Annotated in this window: 17 protein-coding genes; 9 read left to right on the forward strand and 8 right to left on the reverse strand. The window is 59.1% G+C overall.

From position 1 onward, the window contains the following. Window positions 1-183: 183 nt before the first annotated feature. The 8 genes from EDE05_RS09655 to EDE05_RS09690 all read left to right on the forward strand — a co-directional run bounded on the left by EDE05_RS09655 (window position 184) and on the right by EDE05_RS09690 (window position 6,801). Window positions 184-1,209 carry a sugar ABC transporter substrate-binding protein gene (locus EDE05_RS09655; protein ID WP_112797809.1) on the forward strand — a complete coding sequence of 342 codons (1,026 nt, stop codon included), beginning with the start codon at window positions 184-186 and terminating at the stop codon, window positions 1,207-1,209. A 138-nt stretch (window positions 1,210-1,347) separates the two neighbouring features. Further along, window positions 1,348-2,412 carry an ABC transporter permease gene (locus EDE05_RS09660; RefSeq protein WP_112797807.1) on the forward strand — a complete coding sequence of 355 codons (1,065 nt, stop codon included), beginning with the start codon at window positions 1,348-1,350 and terminating at the stop codon, window positions 2,410-2,412. A 1-nt stretch (window position 2,413) separates the two neighbouring features. Continuing rightward, window positions 2,414-3,193 (forward strand): ATP-binding cassette domain-containing protein, encoded by a 780-nt coding sequence (locus EDE05_RS09665; protein WP_105371154.1) that lies wholly within the window; start codon window positions 2,414-2,416, stop codon window positions 3,191-3,193. Between the two features lie 258 nt (window positions 3,194-3,451). Next, entirely contained in the window at window positions 3,452-3,967 is a 516-nt protein-coding gene (locus tag EDE05_RS09670) for a hypothetical protein (protein ID WP_112797804.1), read from the forward strand. A gap of 87 nt (window positions 3,968-4,054) precedes the next feature. Beyond that, window positions 4,055-4,357, forward strand: a complete 303-nt coding sequence (locus EDE05_RS09675) for a hypothetical protein (protein WP_132410345.1) — start codon at window positions 4,055-4,057, stop codon at window positions 4,355-4,357. Window positions 4,358-4,513: 156 nt separating this feature from the next. Beyond that, the gene (locus EDE05_RS09680; protein WP_112797799.1) at window positions 4,514-5,287 is read left to right on the forward strand and encodes an amino acid ABC transporter substrate-binding protein; all 774 of its coding nucleotides are present in this window, start codon (window positions 4,514-4,516) and stop codon (window positions 5,285-5,287) included. A gap of 75 nt (window positions 5,288-5,362) precedes the next feature. Continuing rightward, window positions 5,363-6,043 (forward strand): amino acid ABC transporter permease, encoded by a 681-nt coding sequence (locus EDE05_RS09685; protein WP_112797797.1) that lies wholly within the window; start codon window positions 5,363-5,365, stop codon window positions 6,041-6,043. Then, window positions 6,040-6,801, forward strand: coding sequence for an amino acid ABC transporter ATP-binding protein (locus tag EDE05_RS09690; RefSeq protein ID WP_134100735.1), 762 nt, complete (start codon window positions 6,040-6,042; stop codon window positions 6,799-6,801). The genes EDE05_RS09685 and EDE05_RS09690 overlap by 4 nt, the downstream gene beginning before the upstream one ends. Window positions 6,802-6,874: 73 nt before the next feature. Here EDE05_RS09690 and EDE05_RS09695 read toward each other — a convergent pair whose 3' ends face one another. Both EDE05_RS09695 and EDE05_RS09700 read right to left on the reverse strand, forming a co-directional pair. Next, window positions 6,875-8,710 carry an ABC transporter ATP-binding protein gene (locus EDE05_RS09695; RefSeq protein WP_112797793.1) on the reverse strand — a complete coding sequence of 612 codons (1,836 nt, stop codon included), beginning with the start codon at window positions 8,708-8,710 and terminating at the stop codon, window positions 6,875-6,877. A 32-nt stretch (window positions 8,711-8,742) separates the two neighbouring features. Continuing rightward, the gene (locus EDE05_RS09700) at window positions 8,743-9,939 is read right to left on the reverse strand and encodes an aminotransferase class V-fold PLP-dependent enzyme (protein ID WP_112797791.1); all 1,197 of its coding nucleotides are present in this window, start codon (window positions 9,937-9,939) and stop codon (window positions 8,743-8,745) included. A 122-nt stretch (window positions 9,940-10,061) separates the two neighbouring features. On the opposite strand from EDE05_RS09700, the gene EDE05_RS09705 reads away from it, so the two are divergent. Continuing rightward, window positions 10,062-10,871, forward strand: coding sequence for an IclR family transcriptional regulator (locus tag EDE05_RS09705; protein WP_245422796.1), 810 nt, complete (start codon window positions 10,062-10,064; stop codon window positions 10,869-10,871). Window positions 10,872-10,880: 9 nt separating this feature from the next. Here EDE05_RS09705 and EDE05_RS09710 read toward each other — a convergent pair whose 3' ends face one another. The 6 genes from EDE05_RS09710 to EDE05_RS09735 form a co-directional block, all read right to left on the reverse strand. Further along, window positions 10,881-11,393 carry a RidA family protein gene (locus EDE05_RS09710; RefSeq protein ID WP_112797789.1) on the reverse strand — a complete coding sequence of 171 codons (513 nt, stop codon included), beginning with the start codon at window positions 11,391-11,393 and terminating at the stop codon, window positions 10,881-10,883. Between the two features lie 19 nt (window positions 11,394-11,412). Beyond that, on the reverse strand, window positions 11,413-12,621 hold the full coding sequence (locus EDE05_RS09715; RefSeq protein WP_134100738.1) for an amidohydrolase/deacetylase family metallohydrolase: 1,209 nt from the start codon (window positions 12,619-12,621) through the stop codon (window positions 11,413-11,415). Continuing rightward, entirely contained in the window at window positions 12,622-13,500 is an 879-nt protein-coding gene (locus EDE05_RS09720) for an ABC transporter permease (RefSeq protein WP_112797785.1), read from the reverse strand. After that, the gene (locus EDE05_RS09725; RefSeq protein ID WP_162712288.1) at window positions 13,500-14,441 is read right to left on the reverse strand and encodes an ABC transporter permease; all 942 of its coding nucleotides are present in this window, start codon (window positions 14,439-14,441) and stop codon (window positions 13,500-13,502) included. The genes EDE05_RS09720 and EDE05_RS09725 overlap by 1 nt, the downstream gene beginning before the upstream one ends. A gap of 79 nt (window positions 14,442-14,520) precedes the next feature. Continuing rightward, window positions 14,521-16,047 carry an ABC transporter substrate-binding protein gene (locus EDE05_RS09730; protein ID WP_112797783.1) on the reverse strand — a complete coding sequence of 509 codons (1,527 nt, stop codon included), beginning with the start codon at window positions 16,045-16,047 and terminating at the stop codon, window positions 14,521-14,523. A 286-nt stretch (window positions 16,048-16,333) separates the two neighbouring features. After that, complete coding sequence (locus EDE05_RS09735; protein WP_112798019.1) at window positions 16,334-17,152, reverse strand: bifunctional allantoicase/(S)-ureidoglycine aminohydrolase; 819 nt, start codon at window positions 17,150-17,152, stop codon at window positions 16,334-16,336. Window positions 17,153-17,358 lie beyond the last annotated feature (206 nt).

Raw genomic sequence — 17,358 nt, forward strand, 5'->3', positions numbered from 1 at the left:
TGCGGACTATCGCACGGTGGATAAATAATTCAATCGGAATTAATTATTGACAGGTCCTTTTTATTTGTTCTTAATTGTCGATGTAAGAGTGCAGGACGGGCTGGAGGAGACACCCTGTCAAATTTGGCGCCTGCGCCGCTCATCGGTCCGCGTGACGGACAGCGTTAACTCTGGGAGGAGACCATGAAGAAATCCGTACTTTCCGCCGCATTCGGCGCACTTGCCCTCGGCGTAGCCTTTTCTGCACCTGCTCATGCGGCTGATGTTTCCGCCTGCCTGATCACCAAGACCGACACCAATCCCTTCTTCGTCAAGATGAAGGAAGGCGCCACCGCCAAGGCCAAGGAACTCGGCGTTACCCTGAAATCCTATGCAGGCAAGATTGATGGCGACAGCGAAAGCCAGGTGGCCGCTATCGAAAGCTGCATCGCCGACGGCGCCAAGGGCATCCTGATCACCGCTTCCGATACAAAGGGTATCGTCTCCTCGGTGAAGAAAGCGCGTGACGCAGGCCTGCTCGTGATCGCGCTCGACACCCCGCTCGATCCGGCAAATGCCGCAGACGCAACCTTCGCAACCGACAATCTGCTCGCCGGCAAGCTCATTGGCCAGTGGGCCAAGGAAACGCTCGGCGACAAGGCCAAGGAGGCCAAGGTGGGCTTTCTCGACCTGACGCCGTCGCAGCCGACCGTCGACGTTTTGCGCGACCAGGGCTTCATGATGGGCTTCGGTATCGATCCCAAGGACCCGAACAAGATCGGCGACGAAAACGATCCGCGGATCGTCGGTCATGACGTGACCAACGGCAACGAAGAAGGCGGCCGCAAGGCGATGGAAAACCTTCTCCAGAAGGATCCGAGCATCAACGTCATTCACACGATCAATGAACCGGCAGCCGTGGGTGCCTACCAGGCTCTCAAGGCGGTCGGCATGGAAAAGAACGTCCTGATCGTCTCGGTCGACGGCGGTTGCCCCGGCGTCAAGTCGGTCAAGGAAGGCGTTATCGGCGCCACCTCGCAGCAGTATCCGCTGCTGATGGCCTCCCTCGGCATCGAAGCGATCAAGAAGTTCGCCGACACCAAGGAAAAGCCGAAGCCGACTGAAGGCAAGTCCTTCTTCGATACCGGCGTCTCGCTGGTGACCGACAAGCCTGTGTCCGGTGTCAAGTCGATCGACACCAAGGAAGGCACGGCCAAGTGCTGGGGCTAACCCGCATACCATAGGCAACCCGGCCGGGGACTTGATCCCCGGCCGCTTTGAACCGACGATGGCCGTTACCCGACCGACGGAAGAGCGGGGTGAAGGGTAGAGCTTCTGCGCGCCCGGCGCGTAGGCCGAGGAGGAAACATGACTGAAGCACAGGAATTCGAACGAGTTCTTGACGAGAGCGACAAGAACGTCGCCTCTTTCGAGCACAGCGACATTTCGTTTCTCAAACGAGCACAGCACTTTCTGCATTCGACGCCTGCGGCAGTGCCGCTGATCGTCCTGGTGCTGGCAATCATCATCTTCGGCTTGACGATCGGCGGGCGGTTCTTCTCGTCCTATACGCTGACGCTCATTCTCCAGCAGATTGCCATCGTCGGCATTCTCGGGGCTGCGCAGACGCTCGTCATTCTGACGGCCGGCATCGATCTCTCGATCGGCGTCATCATGGTTTTTTCCGCCGTTATCATGGGCAATTGCGCAATCACCTACGGAATTCCCACTCCCATCGCGATTGCGATCGGCATGGGTACCGGAGGGCTTTGCGGCCTGCTGAACGGCTTCCTCGTCGCCTTTATGAAGCTGCCGCCGTTTATCGTGACGCTCGGCACCTGGAGTATCGTCATGGCGACGAACTTCATCTATTCGGCAAATGAAACCATTCGCGATGCCGATGTCGACGCCCAGGCACCTCTGCTGCATCTATTCGCTGTCAGTTTCAGACTTGGTACCGCCGTACTGACGCTGGGCGTCATTGCCATGGTCCTGCTTGTTCTGGCGCTCTGGTATATTCTCAATCACACGGCCTGGGGCAGGCATGTCTATGCCGTTGGCGACGACCCCGAAGCGGCAAAGCTTTCCGGTATCCAGACCAAGCGCGTTCTGCTTGCCGTCTATACGATTTCCGGCGTGATCGCAGCCTTTGCGGCCTGGGTCTCGATCGGCCGCAATGGATCGATTTCACCATCGGCTGCGGTCACCGACTATAACCTTCAGGCGATCACCGCGACTGTGATCGGCGGCATCTCCCTCTTCGGCGGGCGTGGCTCCATCCTGGGTACCTTGTTTGGCGCAATGATCGTCGGCGTGGTCTCGATGGGATTGAATATGCTCGGAGCCGATCCGCAGTGGAAGGTTCTTTTGACCGGTGTTCTCATCATCGCGGCCGTTGCGGTCGACCAGTGGATCAGAAAGGTGTCGGTGTAACATGGCAATCGAACCCATTCTTTCAGCTCGCGGCCTCGTCAAGCGTTACGGACGGGTCACCGCACTCGACTATGCTGATTTCGATCTCTACCCGGGCGAAATTCTTGCCGTGATCGGCGACAACGGCGCTGGAAAGTCGTCGTTGATCAAGGCCATATCCGGCGCGGTCACGCCGGACGAAGGGGAAATCAGGCTTGAGGGCCAGCAGGTCCAGTTCAAGTCGCCGATGGAAGCACGCGAAGCCGGCATCGAAACGGTCTACCAGAACCTCGCGCTCTCTCCGGCCCTTTCGATCGCCGACAACATGTTCCTCGGCCGCGAAATCCGCAAACCCGGCGTTCTCGGCAGCTGGTTTCGCATGCTCGATCGTCCGGCGATGGAAAAGCGGGCGCGCGACAAACTTTCCGAGTTGGGCTTGATGACGATCCAGAACATCAACCAGGCGGTCGAAACGCTGTCGGGCGGTCAACGGCAAGGTGTCGCCGTCGCGCGGGCCGCGGCCTTTGGCTCCAAGGTTGTCATCATGGACGAGCCAACCGCTGCACTTGGGGTAAAGGAAAGCCGCAAGGTCCTCGAACTCATCCTCGACGTCCGGTCGCGCGGTCTGCCGATCGTGCTGATTTCCCACAATATGCCTCATGTCTTCGAAGTCGCCGACCGCATCCACATCCATCGCCTCGGCAAACGGCTGACCGTCATCAATCCGAAGGAATACACGATGTCGGATGCGGTCGCTTTCATGACAGGTGCAAAGGCGCCGGCAGAACCCGTCGCAGCCTGATCGACAACGGGAGTTCCGGCAAACAAGCCAGGTCTCCCTCGCATATCACTCGGCTCTGGATACGGCTTTCGGCCAACGATGTTCAGCGTCTGCTCTGGAAACGCGTAGCGGTCCGCCCTTTACCCTTGTCACCGTTATTCGCCCCTGCTTTCGCTTTGCGGCCTGAAGCGGGCGGGAGGAAAGATTTCCGATCCTCGGCAATGAAAGGCGGAACAAGGGACGACGAGGCGAATTTATCTGGCAACCAAGGAGCGCGCCATGCCAGATAATTCGAAAATTTCGCCAGCCGTTGAATCTATGAAGAAGGAACAAGCTCGGCAACTCTCAAACGAGAGCAAGGGTGAACTGGACAAGGCGCTTGAGGATACCTTTCCAGGTTCCGACCCCATGTCGACGGTCACCAGTACTGCCGCCACAGGAGGCCCCTCGACTTCTTCGGCAGAGGGCATAAGGCAAAGCAGCAAGGCGTCGGTCGTACGCAGAAATGATCCGTTTCTGACGGAGGCTCCACGGGTCGACGAGGCGCTCGACGCCATCGATAGACGCGACGGCAGCAATCCGGATACCTGGACGCAGGAAGAACTTCACGCCATGCGCTCCGAGATATCCCGGATGCGGGAATCGCTTCTTGAGGTCGGCAGCGCATCGGGACGTCTCGCGAAAGCGGGTGTGTCATCTCTGAAAGAAGATGCGGAAAGACGGATCCGCGAGCGTCCCTTTGCCTCTGTGGGCATTGCTGCGCTGCTTGGCTATTTCTGGGGCCTCACGAGATGACGGCGCCAGGCTTCAAATCTCGCGAGGTCGAGCAGGCGACAAGGTGCGGGCTGATTTCCAAACCTGTGGCGGCGGCCAGAGCCTGAAATGTACCTCGTTCAGATCCTCCTGCCGCTGACAGCTCCGGCCGATCGCATGAGGCTGCACCAGTTCGACACGGTCAAACAGCAGTTGACTGCCAAGTTTGGGGGAATGACATTTTACCGAAGCGCTCCGGCCGAAGGTCTCTGGCAGGAATCCGGTGACGTCGAAAAGGACCTGATCGTGACGGCGGAAATCATGGCTGCCGAACTTGAGCAGGACTGGTGGGCTCAATATCGCAAGCGGCTGGAGAAGGACTTCGCCCAGAAGGAAATCGTCGTGCGGGCGTTTAAAATCGAGCGGCTTTAAGCACCGCCAGCGCACATGTCGGCTAGACGGGCATCTTTGATGCGGATGAGAAAAATATTCGCATTTGCCCGATTTCTTAGCAGTTTTATTGGCCTCAAACGCGGCCGTTTTCTGTAATTGATGTGCCATTCCTCCCGCTCGAAAAGGATTATTGATATGAGCTGGTTAAAAGCTATTGCGGCTGCAGCGCTGTTACAGATTACCCTCTTTAACCCCGCAACTGCCGGTGAAAATCTGGCCGCGGTCAAATCGGCCGGCGCCTTGAAGATCGGCACCGAAGGCACCTATGCGCCTTTCACCTTTCACGATGCTTCCGGCAAGCTCGTCGGCTTCGACGTCGAGATCGGCGAAGCAATCGCGGCCAAGCTTGGCGTCAAAGCCGAATTCATCGAGGGCAAATGGGATGGCCTGATCGCCGGCCTCGACGCCAAGCGGTACGATACCGTGATCAATCAGGTCGGAATTACTGAGGCGCGGAAGCAGAAATACGACTTTTCCGATCCTTATATCGCGTCGAAAGCCGTTCTGATCGTTCGCCAGGACAATGACGAGATCAAAGGGTTTGCCGATCTCAAGGGTAAAAAAGCCGCCCAGTCCCTGACAAGCAATTTCGGGAAACTGGCAGAACAGTCCGGCGCCGAACTTGTCGGAACTGAAGGATTTGACCAGTCCATTCAACTCGTGCTGACCCGCCGGGCGGACGCGACGATCAACGACAGCCTGTCCTTCCTCGACTTCAAAAAGCAGAAGCCGGATGCACCCGTCAAAATCGCCGCCGAGCAGAACAACGCGGAATATTCCGGGATTATCATCCGCAAGGGCGAACCGGAATTGCTGCAGGCCATTAACAAGGCTCTGGCCGATATCAAGGCAGATGGGACCTATGAGAAGATCGCCCAGAAATATTTTGGACAAGACGTCTCCAAATAAGGCGCTCAAGCCCGATTTGCACTGAAGACCCGACGTCCGGCGAAATGCCGGGCGTCTCATTTTACGAGGATCACCGTGCCACACTGGCTCCAATTGATGGCAGATTCGCTGCCGACCCTGCTTTGGGCCGGTGTCAAATTCACTATTCCGCTGACCCTGTTATCTTTTCTGTTCGGCCTTGTCCTCGGATTGATGACCGCCATCGCACGCCTGTTTGCCCCGCCGCCGCTTGCGATGGTCGCGCGTTTCTATGTCTGGGTCATTCGCGGCACGCCGCTTCTGGTGCAGCTCTTCGTCATCTTCTATGGATTGCCGAGCATTGGCATTCTGCTTGATGCCTTCCCGGCAGCCCTGATCGGCTTCACGCTCAATATCGGCGCATACAGTTCCGAGATTATTCGCGCGGTGATCTCCTCAGTCCCGAAAGGTCAATGGGAAGCTGCCTATTCGATCGGTATGAGCTGGCGCCAGGCGATGACCCGCACCATTCTGCCCCAGGCAGCACGCGTTGCCGTCCCGCCCCTATCCAACACTTTCATTTCGCTTGTGAAAGACACGTCCCTTGCCGCCGCCATCACCGTTCCGGAACTCTTCCAGGCGGCACAAAGGATCGTCGCGACCACCTATGAACCCCTCATCCTCTACATCGAAGCCGCAATGATCTATCTTGTATTGAGTTCGTTCCTCTCGGCCCTCCAGGTAAGGCTCGAGCGGCGTTTCGCTCGTTACGGCGGCATGTTGGAGGCGAATGCATGATCAAGCTTTCGAACCTCGAAAAACGTTTCGGCGCTGCTGTTATCCTCAGTGATATCAGCATCGACATTCCCGAAGGCAGCGTCACCGCGTTGGTGGGGCCATCCGGCGGCGGCAAGAGCACGCTTTTGCGCTGCATCAACCTGCTCGAGATCCCCAGTGCCGGCACGATCCGCCTGGGCGAGGCAGAACTCTCATTTTCACCGGATAAAAAAATCGGCTGGAACGACATCCGGATGATCCGCGGCCAGACCGGCATGGTTTTCCAGAATTTCCAGCTGTTTCCCCACCGCACCGCGATCGAGAACGTCATGGAGGGATTGACGACAGTTCTTAGATGGCCCCGCCAGAAGGCGCAGGCGCGTGCCATGGAACTCCTCGAGAAAGTGGGAATGGCGCACAAGGCCGAGGCTTGGCCCGCGACACTTTCCGGCGGGCAGCAGCAACGCGTCGCGATCGCACGTGCCCTGGCGCCCTCGCCCCGTGTCCTGCTCTGCGACGAACCGACGTCGGCGCTCGATCCGGAGCTTGCCGCGGAAGTCGTCGAAGTGCTGGCCAAACTTGCCCGCGAGGGAACGACGATGGTCATGGCCACCCATGATCTCCGGCTCGCCTCCAGGATCGCCCGCGACGTCGTCTTCCTAGAAGCGGGACGTATTGTCGAAGCCGGCAATGCGCAGGCTCTTTTCAACGCGCCACAGCGGGAAAGAACAAGGCAGTTCCTGTCGACAATTAGTGCCGCGCATTCACACGGCGCCTAGAAAACGGCTTGCGCCGATTTCGCAGCATCTGCGCTGCCCGCTGCAGCCTGAACTTGCGAGCTTGAACGAGCACTCAAGCGGCAGCAACAAAATGTCCCGGTGAGACCTCCCGGTAAGCGCGCGGCGCTGCGACAAAGTCAGGCGGTCTGATCGGGCTTTTCAGCTCCTCGCTCGCCGGCATCCGTCTTTCACTGCGGCGATCCGGGTCCGGAACGGGGACGGCCGCTATCAGCTTCCTGGTATAGTCGTGCTGTGGGTTGCCGAACACAGTTTCGCGCGGTCCGATCTCAACGATTTCTCCGAGATACATCACCGCCACCCGATGACTGACGCGCTCCACCACGGCCATGTCGTGGGAGATGAACAGGAAGGCCAGATTGAGGCTCTCCTGGAGATCCAACATCAAATTGATGACCTGCGCCTTGATCGAGACGTCGAGGGCAGAGACACTCTCATCGGCGATGATAACCTTCGGTTCCAGCGCCAGAGCCCGCGCGATACAGATGCGCTGGCGCTGCCCACCCGAGAACTCATGGGGATAGCGGCTCGCCATGTCGGGTGTCAGGCCGACCTTGCGCAGCATCTCGGAGACGACCTGTTTCGCATCCCGTGCCGAGCCCATTTTGTGTTCGAGATAGGGTTCCGCGATCGCCTGGCCGACGGTCATGCGCGGATTGAGGGAAGCGAAAGGGTCTTGGAAGATCATCTGCACGGACTTGCGCATCTCGCGCATTTGGCGCTTGTCGAGCGAGAGCACATCGCGGTCTTCGACCATCACCGAGCCCGAATCCGGTTCGATCAACCGCATGATGGCACGGCCGGTGGTGGACTTGCCGCAACCAGATTCGCCCACCAGCGACAAGGTCTCCCCTGCAAAGAGATCAAAAGACACGTTTTCGACGGCATGGACTCTACCGCTCAGGCGGCCAAACAGGCCGGAATGAATGTCGAAGCGCTTGGTGAGGTTCTTCACCTGGAGGATCGGCTTATCCTTCGCAACCGTATCGGGAACCTCGGCCGGAACATTCGATTCACCCGTCGCCATATTAACGACCGGAAAGCGCAGCGGCCGATCGAAGTCGCGCATCGACCCAAGCACCGGCACGGCGGAAAGAAGCGCACGCGTGTAAGGGTGCCGGCCACGATGAAAGATATCGGTCGTCTCGCCCGTTTCCACCTGCTCGCCGCGATACATGACGACGGTACGGTCGGCGATCTCTGCCACCACGCCCATGTCGTGCGTGATGAACAGGACGGAGGTACCCTCCTCTTCCTGAAGTATCTTGATGAGGTCGAGGATCTGGCCCTGGATCGTTACATCGAGCGCTGTGGTCGGCTCGTCGGCGATAAGCAATCTCGGCTTCGACGCCAAGGCCATAGCGATCATGACCCGCTGGCGCATGCCTCCGGAAAGCCGGTGCGGATATTCGTCGAAACGGGAGGCCGCCGAGGGAATGCGGACTTTTTCCAGGAGCCGAATTGTCTCCGCCCTCGCCTCCGCCACCGACAGGGCCTTATGGCACAATAGCGCCTCGGAAATTTGGTCTCCGACCGTAAAGAGCGGATTAAGGCTCGTCATCGGTTCCTGAAAGATCATCGAAATGTCGTTGCCGCGGACCCGGCGCATGTCCTTTTCAGGCAGCGTAAGGAGGTCACGCCCACCGAACATGATCCTGCCCTCGATGCGGCTGGTGTCCGCCTGCAGAAGCCGCATGATCGAAAGCGACGTTACGCTTTTTCCCGAGCCTGACTCACCGACGATCGCTACGGTTTCACCAGGAGCGACGGAAAACGAGACATCGCGTACGACCGACTTCCATTCGCCGTCGACCAGAAACGATGTGGTCAGATTCTCGACGGACAGAACCGGTCCGACGGCTTCCATGATTATAGCTTCCGCAGCGTTCATCGTCGTTTCCCTCTTTCCTTCCGTCGGCGCGATTAGTCGGGCCAGTTGAGCAAGCCGTCGAAGCGATGGCGGCTCAGGTTCTCGATCGGCGTCGCTATGACCTCGTTGGAGGCTCTGGCCTTGTCGAGCTCCTCCTTCAGACGGCTCGCGACGATGACCTCCTGACCGGGATGCAGATTGCAGGGGTCGAGGTAGAAATAATGATGCTCCACCTCATGATCGCGCACGATGATCGGCGGGCTGCCGTTGCGGAGGGCAGCCGCGAGATCCCAAGCGGTTATATGCGCCTCCGGCGGAGAAATAATCACCCGCATGCGGTCGAGCGGGTTGTTGGTGGGGTCCGGTTCGATCAAAGCCGTTACCCCCGGACGCCCACTCAGAGTCTCCTTCCAAAGGTTGAGATAGCTGGTCTCCCGCTCTCGGATTCCGGCATGATCTCGCGTCTCCCAAGCCTCCAGCGCGGCCATCACGCCGTAGATGCTTTCCTTGCCGACCTTCATGCCGCGGCCGATGCCCATATTCTGCAAGAACGCATGGCGGACATGCTCCTTCGCGCCGGCCACGATGCCGGAGGTCGGGCCTCCCAGGAATTTATGGCCCGAATAGAGAACCACATCGGCACCTTGGGCGAGAAACAGCTTGAGATCATACTCGGAAGCCGCATCGACAATGACCGGCACACCTTTGGCATGGGCAATTTCGACGAATTCGGTCAAATGCAGCAAACCGTAGTCGACGACGTGGTGGGAGACGACATAAACAGCGGCAGCCGTCTTTTCGTTGATGGCGTTTTCCATATGATATCGGTGCGTCGAGGTCGCCTGTCCGATCAGCACCACCTTGCCACCGGCCAGCCGGATCGCCTGGTCCACGGGCGCGCCATAGCTCACCACATGCCCCATCTGGACGATGACTTCGTTCTTTTCCGGCGTGACATCCGGAAGCCTCTCAATGGCGAGCAGATTGCTGCCGGTGATGCACCCTGCCACCGCAAGGCTGATGCCCGACGAGCAGGAAGCCGTGACGAACCCCGCCTCCCCGCCCGTCAATCGGGATATCACCGCGCTTGCCTTCCGCTGCAGGTCGTTGATCTCCACGAATTGCGGCAGGATCGCCGCCATCGCGTCGATCGCCTGCGGCACCACGATCGACGCACCGAGGCTTGTCATCGTGCCGGACACATTGATCACCGGACGCAGACCGATCTGGGCGCGGATATCATCGGACATTCTGTCTCTCCAAAGTAGCGGCAGGTTGCGATTTGTCATCGACAGTTATGCCATAGTAATGTAATAGCCTCTCAAATCGAGAAGAGGACTGTGAATTGGACGCAAAGACTTCATCCGCAGCTATCCCCGAAGACGCGGTCGCCACCGAGGAAGCCAATGATGTCAAGGGCAGCCGTCGTTCGCGCGTCAGCGGCATAGATCGGGCGCTGCAGGTCATCGACCACCTCTACGAAACGGGGGCGCCGGCGGGGGCTTACGCGATCGCCAAGGCGATCAAAGCGCCGCTTTCCACCGTCTACGTGATCATTGACGATCTTGTTGAAAAGAACATGCTGGCACGCAACCTCGACGGCACGATCTGGCTCGGGGCTCGGCTTTACCATTACGGACTGGCTTACGCCCGCTCGCTTGATTTCATGAGCGTCGCGACACACGAAATGCACGATCTCTGCCGCCAGGCGGGAGAAACCGTGCAGGTCTGCGGCCGCGACGGCGACTATATGCTGGTGCTTGCCATGGCCGACGGCCCCAGTCATTTCCAGGTGGCCTCCCGCGTCGGCACGCGCGTTCCCTTGAACTGGACCGCTTCCGGCCGCCTGCTCGTCGGGCATTTGCCCGAGGCGGAACGGATCGAGCTTTTCAAGCGATGCGCGCGCACCTCGCCTACCGGCCGTGCCGAAGTGGATGCCCTTACGCTCGCCGACTCGGCCGGCAAGGCATTCAGGGAGCGCCTTTCGATCCAGGTCGCTGAATCCGATTATGCCGTGGCCTGCATTGCCTCGCCGATCTGCGACAGGGATGGTCAGTGCATCGCAACCATTTCGATCGTGCTGCCTGAGCAGAAGGTCTTTTCCGACGAGAACCATTACACGGAGCAGGTTCGTGCCTCGGCTGAGCGGATCGAGAAACTGATGGGCTGGCGAAACCATTGACCGCTGCTCCTAATCGCGCAATGCGACGATCGCTTCGATCTCGACGGTGATGTTATTAGGAAGCGAACCAAAACCGACGGCGGAACGGGCATGCTGGCCGGCTTCGCCGAAGACGGTGATGAGCAGGTCTGAGCAGCCGTTGATGACGCTCGGGTGATCTCCGAAATTCGGCACGGCGTTGACCATGCCGAGCAATTTCACCACACGTTTCACCCGCGACAGATCGCCGAGCGCCTCATGCATGACGGCAAGCAGGTTGATGCCGACCAACCGGGCATGCTGATAGGCGAGCTCCACATCCACGTCGGCACCGACCTTGCCGGAATAGAGATGGCCATTCGCTTCGCGAGGTCCCTGGCCGGATAGATAGAGCAGATTGCCTTCCTGCACATGCGTCACGAAATTGGCGATCGGCGGCGGCGACGGCGGAAGCTGGATGCCGAGTTGAGCCAGGCGCTCATACGGCGATTGCGCCGCGGAGGCGGCCTTTGCTGGGGACGTGTTCACGCGAACTCCTGTCATGCAATTTTGTATTGATCGCTCACCGCCACGAGTAGCCGTGGCTGTGGCGAACGAGCTTGCGAGCCCGCGGGATGTAACGGCTGGCGGCGATGGCTTCCGCACCGATGACGGCGTAGCGCGGCTCAAACAGCTTCTGGAGACGCGAGACATCGCCGTTGGAATCGGTCGCTTCCAGATCGGCATCCACGAGATCAAAAATGGTGAAATCGGCCCGCTCGCCGACCGAGAGCCGGTTGTCCATCGAAAGCTTGATGACCGACGCCGGCGCATGGGTCACGGCTTCGACAACCTTGTCGAAAGGCATGCCGACCGACAGGAGCTTCGACATGGTGGTCGCCAGATCCCAGACCGGGAAATTCATCGAATGACCATGCAGGTCCGTCGAAATCGAAAAGGGCAGCAATCCGCGCTGGATCGCCGCTTCCGCGACCTTGAAGGAGAAGGACGCGCCGCCATGGCCGATGTCCAGCCGGATCCCTTCGGAAGCGCAGCGTTCGGCGAGATTGAAAAGATCCTCGTCCTCCATAATGCTCGAACCGGCCTTGCCGTTGAAGCAGTGGGTGACGACGTCGCCCGGGCCGAGGATTTCCAGCACTTCGTCATACAGCGCCGGCGGTTCACCGACATGCACCATCATCGGAACCTTGAGGATCTTGGCGATCTTCTTTCCGAGCTTGACCGGCGTGACACCCCAGGAGCCGGTAATGACATGGCTGGCGCGTACCTTGATGCCGACGATATGCTCGCTGTTTTCCGCATAACATTCAAGAATCCGGTCGAGGTCGATGTCCTTGATGTCGCGCAGTTCCGGCACGCGGTTGCAGGCGACGAGACCGATCGAGCCGAGGTTCAGGAAGGCTTTGATGCGCTCCCTCGACGGCTCGATGATATATTCGCGAAAACCATGGAAATTGGCTTCGCCGGCTGATCCCGCGTCGACCAGCGTCGTCACGCCTCGCTCTGCGCCACATTCGGACGGCCGGATCGAAATGTCGGTGCCGCCGTGCCAGATATGCACGTGCAGATCCACCCAGCCCGGCGAAATCCAGGCGCCTTTGCCATCGATGCGGATCGCATCTGCCGGCGTGGCGAGCGACGGCCCAATCGCGGATATGTTGCCATCCTTGCCAACCAGAATATCCGTCGCGTCGGCAGGCATCGCATCGCCGAAGGCCATCGGCTTTACATTGGTGAGGAGGAGCGGTTTTTCCGCTTTTTCACCGGTCATTTAAAGGTCCTTTCGAAGTCTGGGATCGAGCATGTCTCTGAGGCCATCGCCCACCATCTGCAGCGACAGCACGCACAGGATGATGGCGAGGCCCGGGAAATAGGTCATCCAGTCGGCTTGGCCGATATATTGGCGACCGGCGGAAATCATCGTTCCCCAGGTGGGGATTTCGGGACTGACGCCGAGGCCGAGGAAGGAAAGGCCCGCCTCGGCAAGCATGGCGCTGGCGAACAGGAAGGTTCCCTGAACCAGGATCGGCGACACCAGATTGCGCAGCACATGCCGTGTCATGATGTGGAAGGTCGAAATCCCGAGCGCCTTGGCTGCTTCCACATAGGGCAGTTCGCGTATGACCAATGTCGAGGCGCGGACGACGCGGGCGAGACGCGGGGCGTAGACGATGGCAAGCGCGAGAATGACCGTCACCAGCGATGGGCCAAGGGCTGCCACGAGTGCAATCGCCAGCAAGATGTCCGGAAAGGCCATCATCGCGTCGATCAGCCGCGCGATCGGCGTGTCGAGTTTCTGGAAGAAACCGGCAAGCAGACCGAGCGTCACCCCGATCGCCGCGGAAAGCACGACGACGGCAAATCCAACCAAGAGCGATAGCCGCCCCGCATGAATGGTGCGCGAAAAGATATCGCGACCGAACTCGTCGGTGCCGAACCAGTAGAGCTCGCCCGGCGGCTTCAGGCGGTTGACGATCGAAAGCTTAGAGGGCGAAAAGGGCGCAACCCAGGGCGCAAGAACCGCAAGCAGAACGAAGACCGTCAGCACAACAAGGCCGATGGCGACCGTCTTGCGCTTCAGCAAGCGGCGAAGGAACCGTGACTTTTCCCCGACGGCCGGCGCCGAATTGGTGGTTGCGACATCGGCCATCAGTAGCGCACCCTCGGATCGATCAGAAGATAGAGCATATCGATTGCAAAATTGATGAGGACATAAAGGCCAGCGATCACGAGCAATGCCCCCTGGATGACGGGGTAGTCGCGGCGAAGCACGGCGGATACGACAAGGTTGCCGACACCCGGCAGCCCGAACACGGTTTCCGTCACTACCGCGCCGGAAATCAGCACGGCCGCCGTCAATCCGATGACGGTCAGGATCGGAATGAGCGCGTTTTTCAGCGCGTGCTTCAGCACCACACGCCGCTCCGACAGGCCTTTGGCACGGGCAGTACGGACATAGTCGTCACTGAAGACGTCGAGCATGGAAGCGCGGGTGAACCGCAGGATCAGCGCCGAGGAAACCACGCCCAGCGCCAGGGCCGGTAACGTCAGATGGTACATCCTCTCCAGGAAACCCGCGCCCGGACCGCCATATCCTGAGACCGGAAAAATATTCAGCCTGACGGCAAAAAACTGCATGAGGATGAGCCCTAGCCAGAAGCTCGGAATGCTGGCGGCCAGCATCGCCACGGTAGTGGCCGCCTGATCCACGAAAGAGCCGCGCCGATAGGCGGCATAGATGCCGACGGGCAGAGCGATGACGCTCGCGATCGCCAGCGAGAAGATCGTCAGGAAGAAAGTCGGTTCGGCGCGATCCATGAGCGCGGCGCCAACCGGCATGTTGAGGAATATGGACTGGCCGAGATCACCTTTCAGAAGTTGCCCGACATAAAAGACATACTGGACCACGATGGACTGGTCGAGACCGAGCCTTGTCCTCAATTCCGCGATGTCCTGTGGGGTCGCGTCCGGGCCGAGCATCACGGCTGCAGGGTCGCCCGGCGTAACACGCACGATCACGAAGACGATCGTTACGACCAGGAACATCACGACGATCATGCCGGCCAGGCGCTGTAGGATGTAACGTATCATGGTAAAGGTTCCCGTGTCCGCAGCAGGACAGGACGAGTGGTGGATGCCGGCCTTGGCCTGACATCCACCCTCCTCGTGCCTACTTCGTGATGGACGCGTTCCAGAAATACGGCCAGGGAGCCGGATCCACGCCTTCGAGTTTCTTCGACTTCGCCGCGACCGCGTTGAAGTCTCCGATCTTGATAAGCGGGAGTTCATCGTAGATCGTCTTCTGGACATTTGCCCAAAGCTTTACGCGCTTGGCAGCATCTGTCTCGGAGGTGAAGGCATCGACCGCAGCCTTACGGGCGGGCGTGTCCCACCAGCCGGGTGAACTGGTCGAAAGCGCGCCGATCAGGGCCGGTTCCGGCAGGAAAGGGCTGTGGGTAATATAGATGTCCCACAGCTTGGGGTCGGTGCGCCTCTGGGTCAATGTCGCCCAGTCTACGACCTGCATATCGACCTTGAAGCCGGCCAGCTTCAGATATTCGGCAGCAACCTGCGCCATCTTGTAGTGGAATTCGTATTGGCGGCTTGTCAGGATGCGAAGCGGCTCGCCGTTATAGCCCGCAGCCTTCAGAGCCTTCGCGGCGGCTTCCGGATTGGCAACATTATAGTTGCCCTCGACTCCCGTTTCGCTATGCCACCCATAGTTGGCGGGATAAAAGGCACCATCGAGGGCATAAAAATCCTTGCTGCCAAAGGCCGCCGCCAGCATGTCCTCCATGCTGAGAGCTTGAGTGACGGCCTTGCGCAGTTCCAGCTTCGAGGCCAGGCCTTCCTTGGTGTTGAAGACGAACACCGGATAGCCGAACGGCTTGAGCAAAACAGGCGCAGAAGCGGAAGAGGATTTGATCTTGTCGAAGGATTCCACAGGAATGGAATCGACATAATCGTATTGGCCCGAGACGGCAGCCTCGACGCGCGTGTTCGGATCGGGCACCGGCACGAAACGGATCTCGTCGAGATATTGGTGGCGGGCGCCGCCATAACCATCGCTCGCGCCAGAGCGAGGCTTGTAGCCGTCGAAACGCGCTAGCTGGATATATTGGTCGGCCTTGCGCTCCTTCAGCATATAAGGACCGGTGCCGACAAACTCCGTCATCGGCTCCGCCTGCTTCTCGGCCGGGATGATAATCGCCGCAGAGTTGTTGAAGGCAAGCAGCGAAACAAGCGGCGCATAAGGTTGCTTCAGCTTGATGGTGACGGCGTCCGGGCCGGTCGCTGCCAGGGTTTCGATGAAGCCGGCGGCCTGCTTGCCGCGCGAGGCAGTCTTGGTCCAACGGCCGAGTGAAGCGATCACATCTTCCGAGGTCATGTCGCTTCCATCGTGGAACTTGATGCCGGTGCGCAGCTTGATCGTGTAGGTCTTCCCGTCGGCGCTGATCTCCGGGAGGCTCTCGGCCAGGAGTGGCGTAACCTTCCAGCCCTTGTCGAAGGTATAGAGGGTCTCGAAGATGTGTTGCGTCACGATTCCCACAAGGTCGGCCGTCGAGGCCATCGGATCAAGCGTCGGCGGCTCGCCGATCGTCGCCACATTGATGACACCACCTTTTTGCTGCGCCAAGGACAAGCTGGGTACGGCGACGAGGGCCGTCGCCAGAAGGAATGCAAGTTTCAGTTTCATCACAGTCTCCCGATCTTATGTTCCACTATTATGTTATATCGACTTTTATAACAGAATAACGAAGACGCGAGCGGTGTCAATGGCAACGTAGGAATCGATGCCACGCGTCGTGCCCTTTCTGATTTGAAGGCGAGCCTCCCCATTCTCACAGGCGCTACCCAGCGGGCAACGCAGCGAGGCGTGGGGTTAGAATTGTCTCGAAAGGACTACGGGGAGCGCGGGAATACAAAGCAGCCGAACGGCTGCATCAAAAATCGCTCAATTGGCGAAAGACGACCCAGACTCTTCAAAGCTCGGGATGCCGGTTCACATCCTTGTAGAGCAGATAGCGGAAGCGACCTGGCCCCCCGGCGTAACATGCCTGCGGGCAGAAGGAGCGAAGCCACATATAGTCACCCGCTTCCACCTCGACCCAGTCCTGATTCAGTCGGTAGACCGCCTTGCCTTCCAACACATAAAGCCCATGCTCCATGATATGGGTTTCCATGAAAGGAATGATGGCGCCCGGCTCGAAGGTGACGATATTGATATGCATGTCATAGCGGATATCGGATGGATCGATGAAACGGGTTGTCGCCCATTTGCCATCCGTATCCGGCATCGGGTCCAACGCGCATTCGTCTTCGTGGGTAAAAACCGGCGGCGGCGGCTCAAGCCCCTCCACCACCTTGAACGCCTTGCGAATCCAGTGGAAACGAACCGCCGCGGCGCTGTTGTTCTTCAAGGCCCAGTGTCTACCGGCGGGCAGATAGGCGAAAGACCCCGATCTCAAGTTATGTGATGCACCATCGAGCTCGATCGTCATCTCGCCCGCCACGACGAAGATGCCGGCCTGCGCGCGCGCGTCCGGTTCGGGTCGCTCGCTGCCGCCGCCCGGCTGCACTTCCATTATGTACTGCGCAAAGGTCTCGGCAAAACCACTCAACGGACGCGACAGGATCCAGGCGCGCGTACCGCTCCAGTGCGGCAGCAGGCTTGTGACGATATCGCTCATGACCGTCTTGGGTATCACCGCATAAGCGGTGGTGAAAACGGCCTTGCTGGACAGAGTTTGCGTCTGCGGCGGCAAGCCGCCCACGGCTGAAAAGTAACTGCTGGTGGTCATCTGCATCATTCCCGAAAGCACTCGAATATCTGCTTTAAGCCCCACTCGGAATTTGAGCAAGGGAGTGACCCGATTGCCGCAACGACCCGACTTCAAGACGCGGGAAATCCCTGCGGCGGCTGTCCTTATCAAGCAGTGTTCTCACCAAATACCACCGAAACCGTGGAGCACGGTCGGTGGCCTCTTTAGAACAAAAATTCTGCCAC

This window comes from Neorhizobium sp. R1-B, from assembly GCF_004368875.1.
GTDB lineage: Bacteria > Pseudomonadota > Alphaproteobacteria > Rhizobiales > Rhizobiaceae > Neorhizobium > Neorhizobium huautlense.